The 12150-nt window shown below is 32.6% G+C and carries 10 protein-coding genes; 5 read left to right on the top strand and 5 right to left on the bottom strand.

The window, feature by feature from the left end; genetic code table 11:
- Window positions 1-140: 140 nt before the first annotated feature.
- Window positions 141-518: a hypothetical protein gene (locus B0A80_RS19235; RefSeq protein ID WP_089078348.1), complete on the bottom strand. Its 378-nt coding sequence runs from the start codon at window positions 516-518 to the stop codon at window positions 141-143.
- Between the two features lie 11 nt (window positions 519-529).
- Window positions 530-955, bottom strand: coding sequence for a hypothetical protein (locus tag B0A80_RS19230; RefSeq protein WP_089078347.1), 426 nt, complete (start codon window positions 953-955; stop codon window positions 530-532).
- 290 nt (window positions 956-1245) lie between these two features.
- Here B0A80_RS19230 and B0A80_RS19225 point away from each other — a divergent pair, with 290 nt between their 5' ends.
- Window positions 1246-2358 (top strand): ATP synthase subunit B family protein, encoded by a 1113-nt coding sequence (locus B0A80_RS19225; RefSeq protein ID WP_089078346.1) that lies wholly within the window; start codon window positions 1246-1248, stop codon window positions 2356-2358.
- Between the two features lie 198 nt (window positions 2359-2556).
- On the top strand, window positions 2557-3075 hold the full coding sequence (locus tag B0A80_RS19220; RefSeq protein ID WP_089078345.1) for a hypothetical protein: 519 nt from the start codon (window positions 2557-2559) through the stop codon (window positions 3073-3075).
- A gap of 123 nt (window positions 3076-3198) precedes the next feature.
- Here the strand turns inward: B0A80_RS19220 and B0A80_RS19215 are convergent, their stop codons facing one another.
- On the bottom strand, window positions 3199-3603 hold the full coding sequence (locus B0A80_RS19215; protein WP_089078344.1) for a helix-turn-helix domain-containing protein: 405 nt from the start codon (window positions 3601-3603) through the stop codon (window positions 3199-3201).
- 204 nt (window positions 3604-3807) lie between these two features.
- On the opposite strand from B0A80_RS19215, the gene B0A80_RS19210 reads away from it, so the two are divergent.
- Window positions 3808-4353, top strand: coding sequence for a hypothetical protein (locus B0A80_RS19210; RefSeq protein WP_089078343.1), 546 nt, complete (start codon window positions 3808-3810; stop codon window positions 4351-4353).
- A 342-nt stretch (window positions 4354-4695) separates the two neighbouring features.
- Window positions 4696-5109: a 3-hydroxyacyl-ACP dehydratase FabZ family protein gene (locus tag B0A80_RS19205; protein WP_070908121.1), complete on the top strand. Its 414-nt coding sequence runs from the start codon at window positions 4696-4698 to the stop codon at window positions 5107-5109.
- A gap of 331 nt (window positions 5110-5440) precedes the next feature.
- Here B0A80_RS19205 and B0A80_RS19200 read toward each other — a convergent pair whose 3' ends face one another.
- Both B0A80_RS19200 and B0A80_RS19195 read right to left on the bottom strand, forming a co-directional pair.
- A complete protein-coding gene (locus B0A80_RS19200; protein WP_089078342.1) occupies window positions 5441-6616 on the bottom strand; it encodes a leucine-rich repeat domain-containing protein in 1176 nt (391 codons plus the stop codon).
- Window positions 6616-10806 carry a DUF6531 domain-containing protein gene (locus tag B0A80_RS19195; RefSeq protein ID WP_233430785.1) on the bottom strand — a complete coding sequence of 1397 codons (4191 nt, stop codon included), beginning with the start codon at window positions 10804-10806 and terminating at the stop codon, window positions 6616-6618. The genes B0A80_RS19200 and B0A80_RS19195 overlap by 1 nt, the downstream gene beginning before the upstream one ends.
- An 804-nt stretch (window positions 10807-11610) precedes the next feature.
- On the opposite strand from B0A80_RS19195, the gene B0A80_RS19190 reads away from it, so the two are divergent.
- A partial coding sequence (locus B0A80_RS19190; RefSeq protein WP_133063722.1) for a hypothetical protein occupies window positions 11611-12150 on the top strand: 540 nt, incomplete at its 3' end.

Genomic DNA, 12150 nt, shown 5'->3' with positions numbered 1-12150 from the left:
TCAGAGACATTTGCGCAGCGCTTGCGAGGCACACTTTGCAGAGCAGGGGGCATTTATGTAACGCTAATGTAGTACACTTTGCAGAGCAGGTCGATTAGTTAATGAACACTTCAGTATAGCGAGGAGCCATTTTTATTTTTTTAAAAAGGAGGAGTAAGTATATCTTCAAACATATCATCAATACCATAAAATTTGTCTATCAATAATTGGTATAATTCTTTAAATGATTCGTAGGTCTCTGTTCCTTTTAAGTCTGATGTAGAGTAAGTTGCTACATTTAAAATTGAACCGTGTCTTTTTTTGTAAATAATATCTTCTAAATCATCTTCCACTATAGCATCGGGATTTTTTGGATAAAAATTTAATTCATATTGATTCGACCAATTTTCAACCACCTTTTCTATAGACCATTTATATTTATTATTATATAAAAAATAGATTTCTTGTTGATCCAAAAGGATGTTAGAGATTTTCTCTTTATTTGTGATCATTGCGTTTATTACTAAAACTATTTTCATGCTTTTATTTATTATGTAATTGAATCTCCAAAATTAGACATATCTAAGCTTCGTACGCTTTCTTTTAATTCCCAAACCAAACTTCTCTTTGGGGGTTCTAATAATTTATTTGGATTACGAGTAAAAGTATTGATTTTTTTAAGTTGATCAGCTAATCTATCTTTTAAAAAACTATTACCTAATATGTGACCTTCAATCTCATGTAGTAAATTAATTACTTCGGTTTTTTGTTCGGGAACATTAACATTAAAATCATTAAGTTTTTCGATTTTATATCTTAGATCAGATAAAGTTACTTGATGTGAGTATGACAAAATTGAATTAAAAGCAGTTTTAATTTTATCTTTATTAAATATATAGACACATATTGCTATTCCTGATGCAATAACGGTCAATACGTTCGCTAAAAAATTTGTCCAGAAATCTAATTGTTTCATTTTACAATAATAAGAATACTTTCGTTGGGATTTGAAACAAATTAACAAAATAATTATCTAACATAATTGCGGAAATCCGTAAAATAAACAATTGGACTTTAAATATTTTTGAAATATGACTGTCAAATATAAAAATGTAATAGCATAAAGAATATATAAGATTGAGAGAAAAAAAAGTTTAATTAAATCACAAATACAAAAAAAAAGCTACAAAATTGTATATCCTATTTTTAATAATTTTAGCAATTTATAGTATGTTTTATTATGTTTGTTTCAACTAAAAACAACCTATGACGATAGAAGAAATTATAAAAGATTTTATTGATACTACAAGAGAGAGGCTAAAGACTCCCATTTCCGGCGCATTTTTATGGTCTTTTGTGATTTATAATTGGCGACCTTTTTTTATACTGCTTTTCTCAAACGCTTCTATCGAGGATAAAATTGTAGTTATAAATCACGAGTATTGTACTTTTTGGGCGATATTCTTCCCCATTTTTATAGCACTTTTCTATACATTGCTGATACCGAAAATAATGCTATGTATTGATAAGGACCTTTTTGAAACTAAAAAAGAACGCGTTACGAAGAAGTATGATGCTTTAGAGAATTTAAAGGTGCAACATATTCGTATTGCTAGAAAAGAGTATGAGCAAAAAAACGTTGAATCTGGAAGCAAGGAAAAACAAGATTTTCTAGATGAAATACATTCTTTAAAAGAAATTATAAAACAACGAGATGAGAGTTTGACGCAAATTACGACATCAAGTAAAAATAGTATTGACCAATTAAATAGCTCTCTCGAATTAGCAAATTCTTTAATTACTGATGGAGAAAAAAGAGAAAGAGAAAGAGAGCTGATGATTGATATTTTAGAAAAAGATTTAAAAGAAAGTAAAAGAAGTCCCTATTTTGCTAAAGAAGTTTCAAAAGCACTTCAAAGGCTAAATATTGAAGATGCACAAAAATTCGTGGATCTAGAGGAAGAAGAAAATGGAAGACTAGTTTTTAGGACAAATGTTAATAGAAAAGAATATCTTCAAAGGTTTTGGACTCTAAATTTAGTAGAGAAAATAAGTGACAATCATTACATTTTTAATGATTTAGGAAGCGTTGTTTATAATACATTACATATAGACAATGAATTATCTAGAGGAAAGAATCGTGAAATTGAAAAAGAGAAGTTTAGAAAACATGCAGATATGCTTCTGAAAGATTGGAAAATTGAAACAATCTTATCAATAAGAACTGACTCTAATGGAATTGTAAACGAAGAAAGCATTAATCCTGTTCTTTTGCAAGGCTTACAAAGTATAGGTGTGTTTACTAGAAATGCTAACAAGCAATTAATGATTACGAACCATGGAAAAGATTTTTTAAATCATTTAAAAGAGTATTTGTAAAAAAATATAGCCAATGAATACTTTTTAAAGGTAGAGCAAATGTCTCTGACTTCGTACATTTTTTCATCTGTACTGAATTTGTTTCTTCAAAATAAAGAATTATAAATAAAATTAATTATTAAATTTCTTTGTTTGATTTAATATGACTTAAAAATATCCTGTTTTAAATTCGAAAAACTTTTTTAAATGAAAACTATAATGTCAGATATTATAAACCATTTTGAATCGAAGTCAAACTATTTTGAATTGTTTGCGAAAGTAGATTCAAGAGTTGAAGGTTGGTTCAAAGCTGAAATGATTTTTATTTTGGAGGAATTATGTTCGAAGGAAAAAATTATTGATTACAAAAGAGAATTTTTAATAAAGAAAGCTGACGGAAAAGGCCATAATATAGATTTTGAAGTTACTTTAAAATCAAAGAAAAAAATATTATTAGAATTAAAAGCGTTAGTAATAAGTCAATCTGCAAAAACACCAAGAAACTTAAATTTTTATTTTGGTAATAATCATGTAGGATTGTTTAAAGATTTTAGGAAATTAGATTCTATTGATTTTAAAGGAGAAAAATATGTGATTGGTTTTATTTATCCAAAGCCAGAAGAAATTATTTGGAATAAAGCTTTAGCTAAAATATTATTTGATATTATTGGTTGGAAATGTATGACTAAACTAAAGGATTATAAAAACTCCTATTTCATATCAGTATGGCAAAGATAAATATCAGCTAATATATAAAAACACTAAATCGAGAACAGAAAAACAATTAAAGAAAATCTAATGTTATATAAAAAAAGAGACTTAAAAAGTCTCTTTCTAGAATCAGTATATTTTCAAAAATAGTTACTTATTAATCAATTTCTCAAGCCTAACCATCATTTCATCTTTCTCTTTCAACATACGCTCGTACAACGCAATTTTTTCTTCGTGAAGTTTAATGAACTGATCAATTTGATTAATCGTTGAGTTATAAAATACAGATGCTGGCTGTTGACAATTATCAAAAGTATTAGAAATAATATTTATCGCCTGCTCTTCATCAAAATTCTGAAAAGCTTCAACGGGAATTTTTAATACGGCTGAGATTTGTTTCAGTAGTTTATCTTCAATGACATCTTTTTGCTCGAGCATCGAAATTTTCTTTTGGTTCCAGTCTTCGCCCAGATCATAAGCCAATGCTTCCTGTTTGATGTTAAGCATTTCTCTAAAACGTTTTAAGTTTCTTCCCTGATGTATTTTCTGTTCCATAACAAATATCAATTTTCTAAAGGCTCAAAGATAACCTCATTTGGGTTAAAAATCTCTGAATTTCAAAGATAAAAAAATATCGGATAATACAGCTGTTTTGTCAGATATTATACCAATTTTTATTCAGGTTAAATATTCACTATTCGAATAGATTATCCTTTTGAAAGCACAGAACTTCGTTTGTGAATTTTAAATCTCTTTAACATGAAAACAAGCAAAATATCCTTCGAAACGAGCTCTTGGGCAGGGGAGGTGTTGGGAAATCCAATTAAAGCCATTGATGCTTTTTTTGCCTATGCGGATCTCGATTATTACAAACAATATTTAACCGAAGCGGTAGTTTACAGTTATAAGAGTGAGGTTTATGAGGCGAACAATCCCTCGAATGCTTTTGTTTTTTATACGGCTATGAACAATTTTCTTAAATTGTGTTACTGCCTGCAAGAGAAAAGCAAAAAATGGCAAGTTATGGCGTCTTTGCACGATGAAACACTTTTTCATCTTTCTTCGCTGACAAAGGGAGAATACGAGGATCCTTTTATCGTGTTTCAAAAAGCATTTGATGAAAAAACGCATGAAGAATTCGAATCGTTTCTGTGTCTGATCCTGGAACTTTCAACGTCTCCCACTGCCCAAGATCCGTACTCTGACCTCACAATACCCTATATTTATTTAATCAAAATGCTCGATGCCGTAGCGCTAATGAAAGAAAGAGGCATTGAGAAAATCAGAAAAAACGAAACTGCCTGATGTTGTAACGGAATAGTCCTTATTCAAACTTAAAAAATAAGAATAGAGTGTAGAAAAATCCCTTCATTAGCGTGAGCGTCTCACTCGTGCGATCAATGTTGTCTCGTACTGAAAAAAGGTTACATACTTACACTTAAATCCTAAAATAGATTTGCATTCCTATTTTATTACTGCTATCTGTTTACAATAGTCGGGCTTTTTACATAATAATTTGTTAATCTATACTTTTACTTTATCAAAAACGTTCTAAATTGTGTCATAATTTGTGGTAGAGCTAATGAAATGTTTTACGATATCTTAGTGAAGAAAAAAAATAAAGTATTAAACCGTAAAAAATGCAACATGTTAAAAGAAATTGAAAGTTTAATTCCGCATAGGAATCCTTTTTTATTTGTAGATAAAATAGTGTCATTTTCAAATGAAACCATTGTTGGTATTAAGACATTTGATGAAAGGGATCTTTGGTTAAAAGGAAGCGTTCCTATGTCTGAGTATATACCTGGAACAATATTGATAGAATCAATGGCGCAATGTGGCGGTGCAGGAGTTAAACTTTTAGGAATTACAAATGGAATTTTTGGACTTGTCAGTATTGAAGATGCTGAATTTTTTGCAACTGCAAAGTTTACAGATGATATTAAATTTGTAATACAAAATATTCGTTTAAGTGAAAAGATAATTAAGCAGTCCGGAATTGCTTATGTAGGAGATAAAGAGATCATTAAAGCAACCTGGATGTGTGTAAAATTACAATAATACAATTCATCAAAGCACCCCAGCTTTCCGAAGTGCTCAACTGAATAACAGCGCAAATGTCTCTGACTTTGCGCTTTTTTATGCTTATTGAATTATTAAAGTTCATAAAAGTCTCCCGACTTTTTATATTTATTTCTTAATATTATTTTGATTCTTTCTTGTCTAGAAATTAGACGTTTGCAAGTTGGCGCAAAATCAGAGACGTTTGCGCAGCGCTTGTGAGGCATACTTTGTAGAGCAGGGGGCAATGACATTGAGTTTGCGCCGGAGGGACACATTATAATTTGAAAATAGAATCATTCTTTGGTGCTATAAACTTCTAAAAACAGAACTAGATCATTCTTTTGTTGAAATCGCTTATGCTAAGAGAACTGCAAAGACCAAATTCTTTAATACGATTTAAATACTCTTTTTTGAGTTCTCTGCAATATTTTTCAATATTTTCTATGTCACCAAAAGCAAAAGACAGAGGTTCTAAATCTAGCCCGGCACCTTCATGATTATAAACAATTTTTATATTTTTTCTTGTTATTATATTGTAGTCTGTAACATCATTAAAACCAATATCTACAACACATTCTTTTTCAATTCCAGTAAAATTATCTTCCTTGATAGCAGAAAACTTATTATTGCGTAAATCAATATATTCTAGATTTTTCAGATTTTTAATTCCCTCTATCTCTGATATTTTATTAGAAGCAAGATTCAACATTGTGAGGCTAATCAATCCTTCTAATCCTTCTATTTTTGAGATCTCAGTTTCGCTTAAATCCAAGACTCTTAAATTTTCCAAATAATCTAAATGCTTTATTTTTTCTATTTCGCTTGCATTATGTAACAAAAGCTGTTTTAAATTAGTCATTTTTTTTAACCCTTCAAATGACTTTACAATACAAGAACTCAAATTTAATTTTTCTAAATTTTTCATTCTGTCTAATGCTAATCTATTGAAATCTAAATCAAAACAAGAAGAAAGATCTATGTGGTTAATATTTTCTAATTCTTCAATATCTTCAAAACCTTTGATTTTTGTGTTTCTCAGATTTAACTTCCTCAGATTTTCTGCGTGCTCTAATCCCCGAATAGATTTTACTTGAGTATAATCTAAACTTAAAGACCATAAGTTTTGAAGATCTTGAATGTTTTCAAATTTTGAATCAGAATTCACATCAGTAGCTGATAAATTCAGTTCCTGTAGATTTTTTAAATTTTCAATACCTTCAAAATTTGACAAGGGATTAATGCTTAAATCTAATTTTTTAAGTTGTTTAAAAACACTTATATTTTTAATACTAGTGATTTCACAATCTTGCAAGAATAAGTCTTCTAAATTATCAGATATAGGTAGTAAAAAATCGAGACTATTAATTGGGATTTCTTGTAAACGTAAAGTTGTTATGTTACCATCTTTGTCAATTGCATAAGTATTTTCGAAATCAATTACTTCATCAGATTTGATCATTTTAATATCAAATTCATTCTCTATTTTTTTTATAAATGTTTTCATTATTTACATCCTAGACTCTTAAATCTATCCAAATTAGTACTTCCTTTTATTGAAATGTCAGGGTTTGCTTTCCCTATGATTGATTCAATATATCTAAAACAATCAAATTGATTGAGTTTATATTTTTTACCATTAAATTTTTGTGCTGATTTCGATATTGCATCATTTAAATTACGAGTTACTTCTATTGTTTTTTTGTCGGCTGCATCGATATCATCAAGAGATATTTTACTCACCCCAGTTTTGATTTCGATGATATCATTTCGACCCATAGTCAAATGTGTCATTTGTTGCACTCCTTTTGAATCAGTATATATCAATCTATAATGATTTCCGCTGCCAATATTTACATCCTGCCTTATAATTGTAATTACGTCAAGCCCAAAAAAATCAAATGTTGCATTGCTATCTTCTACATAAGCATAAAAGTTTGGGTTGTTTCCATGTAATCCAATCGGATCTTGGCTAATATATCCTCCAGTTTCAGGATTATAATACCTAAACCTATTATAATAAAGTCTTGTCTCTACATCTTCGTATTGCCCCAACTGCCTAAAAGGGACAAAATCTCGATCGCCTTTTAGATTACGGAGATCTCCGTAAATGTCATAATCCGTTTCCCAGACTAACTTACCTTTTTCAGTATAAGCTTGTACGGGCCTGCCAATATAGTCATTGATGATGGAGAATTTTTCTTCTCCAACAATCTTAGCACTTGGTACAAAAGAACCTCCTTCATACACCCAAGTAACTAAATTGTTAATTGGTTCTGGCTTGTCGTAAACCAAGTCATCCTCGGTAGCAACTAATTTAGGACGATCTTTTAAATCGTATTTCCATTCGTGAATAAGAACGTTTCCATCCCAAACATAGCGATTTATTATTTGGTTTGCAATTTTTGCGGTGCGTCGACCCAGGGCATCGTACTCAAAATGAACTTTCTTCCCATCAGGGTTGGTAATGCTCTCGAGCATACCATTCGCCAGCCAGTTATAGGTGGTATCTCCGTCCTGCCATTGCTCATGTTCTTGCTGTAATCTGGTTTCTTCGGTTTTGTTACCTGCCAGTTTATCGATCCAGTTGGTTGGTTCTTCGAATTTTAGTTCTTCGTTGATGTTTCTGGTACTTTTGTGTATCAGATTACCCAGTTCGTCGTATTTATAATGATACTTTTCGTCTTTCAATAATTTTCCACCTTTACCATACTTACGATCGCTGCGATCCGGAGTTTTGTAAAGATTTCCTACTGCATCCGGGGTTTTGTACAGCTGTTCTTTACCATTATAATCGGCTTTGGCCAAATTACCAAAGTCATCATAATCAAAGTAGGCGATATTGGAAGTCATTTGATTTACAGCACTGCGCAATTGCTGGTTGGTATCCCAGTTGTAAAAGCGTGATCCGCTGCGTTTGCCATTGGCAAATACTTCCTGTTCTTTTTGTTTTCCGCTGTTGTTGTAACTGGTTTTAATGTGGAGTCCACCTGTGGTAAAGCGTTCTATTTCTCTTCCCAGTTCGTCGCGTTTCAGGGTGGTTTGCCACTTCTGGTGCTGTTCTTTGAGTTCGTTGCTTTGTGCCTCGATGCGTTCCAATTGTCCTTTTGAGTCGTAATACGTACTGATCTCTGCTCCCAATGAACTATTTATAGCAATACGCTGTCCCAGTTTATTGTAAGTAGAGGTAAGGGTAATGGCATTTTTGGTGTTATCGAGCTGTTGTTTCTGGGTTTCTTTTACGATACGCCCCATTTCATCACGTTCCAGAAGGACACTTACATTTTGATTTACAGCCTCTGTTAAAAGTCCGTTTTTGTTGTAGCTGTAGGTTTCCCAGGTACCGTCGTGATAGTCGGCTCTGGTGATGCGTCCCAGTGCATCTTGTTCGTATTCGGTAAATCTGCCGTTGCCATGGTCTATTCTGGTGACTTCACCTGCAAGATTACGCTGGTATTTTTTGACCATACCGTCAAAAGCAGTTTCTTTGATTATTTGTCCGGCTTTGTTGCGGCTAAAATAGTAGACTTCGTTGTCTTCGTTTTTGATGGCTTGCAACTGTTCCATCTTGTCGTAATCAAAACGAACTTTCACGCCATTTTGCTCGCGTGTAGCAAGGCTTCCCAGTGGAGTATAACTAAACTTAATCTTGTTTTTATTGTCTTTTAGCGCTATGACTTCATCGTAATTGTTGTAGATGAACTGTATGACATTGCTGTCTTTCTCTACAATTTGTCTTACGCGGTCCAATGCATCGTAGCTAAAATAATCGGCCATTTGCATTGGGGTGTAGATCGCCTGTACGCGTCCGCGATGGTCATACTCCCATGATTTTAGTTTTTGGTTGTTCTCACGCCATTCTATAAGATTATATTGATCGTCATAAATGAGTTCGAGTTTGTTGTTGTTTTTGGCCACTGTCGCTAATAGTCCATTATCGTGATAACTAAAGTGGGTAGTGGTTTTATCGGGAGCAATAATTGTTTTGAGCTGATCCTCTCTATCTTCTTTGTACAGATAAACGGTTTTATTCCCTTCGGGATCTATGGCAATCGATGGACGATTCTCCTCATCATAAATCATGATTTCTTCGGTACCATCCGGATAAACAGTGCCAGTTTTGTTTCCTCTGTCATCGTAATTAAAGCCAAGAATGCGTCCTTCCGGATCAATCTCGCGATAGAGCTCCATAAACTCGGTATAATCGTAAAAGGTACTGTTACCCATTGGGTCTTTTACTTGTGTAATCAGCTGGCTTGGCTCGTAATAATAGGTGGTTACGGCCAGATTAGAGTCTGTTATCAGATTGTAACCTTCCTCAGGGTGGTATTCCATCCAGCCTTCCTGCCAGCCACCATCACCCCAGGTGTGTATACAGCGGTTATAGGTGTCATATTCCCAGTAAAAAGCTTGTCCGTTACGGTCGGTTTTTTTAACCATTAAATGATTTTCATATTCAATGGCTGTCGGTTTTTGCAGTGCATCAATAATCGCACTTATGTTACCTTGCTTATCGTACTCGTAGGCTACTAAAAGTTCGTCCTGTTCCGGTCCGGCAAGCTCCAGCTTTTGAATAAATCCATCCTTAGTGCTTACTTTGATTTCTCTGCCTGCAGCATCGATGATTTTTTTCAGACGATTAGCTGTAAATTCGAAAATTAAGCAAAGTCCGTTAGCATTACTAATTTTGGTAAGCTGGTATTTTTTGCCATCAAAAAGGGTAAACTCATAAAAGAGTTTACTTTGATGATCGTAAGCCTGATAACCATCCTGAGTTCTTTTGAGGGTAATTTTTTCTTCACGTAAATAAAACTCTTCTTCAGGCAGCAGCATCGGAAAAACAACAAGTCGCCCGTCCTCCATGCGAAATCCTAAGGCATCGTCCTCGAGGTATAATTCTACGGCTCTGTCATATACGCAATGTACACCATGACCCAGCCAACCTACATATTGGGAATCTGAATACCAGCTGCGTTTCCAATTTAGAGGAATCGGACTGGTCAAATCAAAATCACTGCCTTCATAAATCACCACGCCATTGACCACATTTACGGGGTCATTAACACATTTTCGGAGTCCATCTTTAAGCCCATTAGGACCTTTTGATCCCTTAAGGTTAATCTTTTTAACAAGACCTCTAACTTTTTTCATTAGAGTACTAAAGCCAATACTAGCTAATAATCCTGTAAGAACCCCACCCCAATCGGGAGGATAGGGACCGCCAACCATTACGGGTTTTCCGGTAGGAATAGGCAATGAAAAGGAGGTCGGGGCAAAAAGAGTTGGGGCAAACGGCAGCATTTTCTTGCCTATTTTGGTTTTCCCTAAAGACATGGAGAGCGGAATCCCAATATCATTACAGGTCATTAGCATATGTCCTTTGGGGCTCATTCGGGTACCGTCTGAGAATACAGTTTTAGAAGCAAAAAAGTTCATGCTTTCATGGCCTATGATAGGTGTCATAAGCCAGGGCGGTGTAAAAAGAGGAATGTGCATCAGAGGTATTATGATACCACTGGTGTCTGAGTTTCCACGTTTAAATCCATTTACATGTACCGTGGCACCTAAAAACGGAATATAATCAAATGGATCAATGACAATGCCTATATAAGGATGAAAAGGGTTAAAAGGGGGTAGTGTAGTAAAATGGATGTCTATCCCCACTACAATGGTTAAATGGTTATCGGTTAATAGCATGTTTAGTAGGTGTCGCTTAATTATTGGGTGCTTCTATTATATTTGGGGCTTATTTATTTGCTATCCAATGTCATCACTAAAAGAATGATATAGCTATAGCATTTTGTAAATAAATTATGTTCACTTTATTTCTTGTAGGAAGAAGAAGAATATCGAAATACAGTTATGAACGAAAATACAACAGTATTTTGGATACACAAACTAATTTGTAAGATTTATTATAAAGAAAAGGCTCTAATTTGTTAGTTTAAGGAATTAGAAAAAAAGCATAAAAAAATCCCACTTCGTAAGAAATGGGATTTCTGTGACCCCTACGATACAAATTTCAAACCATTTTATGCAGGATTTAAAGAAATTGGCTTACTTTCAAGTGAATTTGTAAGGCAATTATTTTAATTTTTTAATGCGAAACGGTTTGGATGTCCTGTCAAGGTTAAATGTTAAAAAACGTTAAAATTTTAAATTTCTGATTTGGTAAAGTATCAGTCGAAACAATTTAGATTATGAAAAGTAATCTATGGTATTCTACTTTGACTACTTAAAATTAAACAATTATCATTAAACTATTCAAGTCAAAATTTGACGTTGATTTTTGTCTTTTATAAACGAGGGAAGTAGTTATGGAAAACCGTAACAAATAAAGATTCCATTTATGTAATTTTAATGCTTTTAAATCAATCACCTTTTAATAGGTAAGCCTTAGGTGATATCGATATTTGAGTAAAGTTTTACTAAGATATAATTTGTATTAGTTGATATCCAAAGTAACGAGTTTAATCTATATTTTTTTGAGCAATTTTAATTATGACTACTGATATTTTATTATTATTTACCAATTATTGCGATAGTACTTTGCCGTCTATAAAACGAGGCGCAACACTAACGGATAAATACCATGCATTAGGAGTTCCTACCGCAACCAATTTTTTTTCAGTTAATGAGTTATTAAGCTTTATAGAAAATAGATTAAAGAAGATTTGCAATGTGAATCCTGAGCAAGATTTCAGGGTATTGTCTAAAGTAAGAAAAAGTCTAATTTTTGAAGGAATAATTAAAAGAAACAGACAATATTACAATTACTTAGATATTGCTCTTACTCTAGAAGGCATAATTCGCAGCGATATTAAAAACATTCCTGACTTTGAAAATTTGGTATGGGATGAAATAATTCAATTAGTAAAAAATTATTTATTACTATCAGATGCATATTGTCAATTAAGAAAAGATTATTATAAGAAAGAAATTGATACTGCAAAAGCAATTATCAATTTAAATTCGCTAGGATGTGATATTAAAATAGTTAATTGCAATATTGTTATAAAAAAGGAGGAATTAATATTAAAG

The organism is Flavobacterium tructae (assembly GCF_002217475.1).
GTDB classification, from domain to species: Bacteria; Bacteroidota; Bacteroidia; order Flavobacteriales; family Flavobacteriaceae; genus Flavobacterium; species Flavobacterium tructae.
Note: the sequence above shows the minus strand (reverse complement) of the source record. Positions and strands in the feature narration are given on the sequence as shown.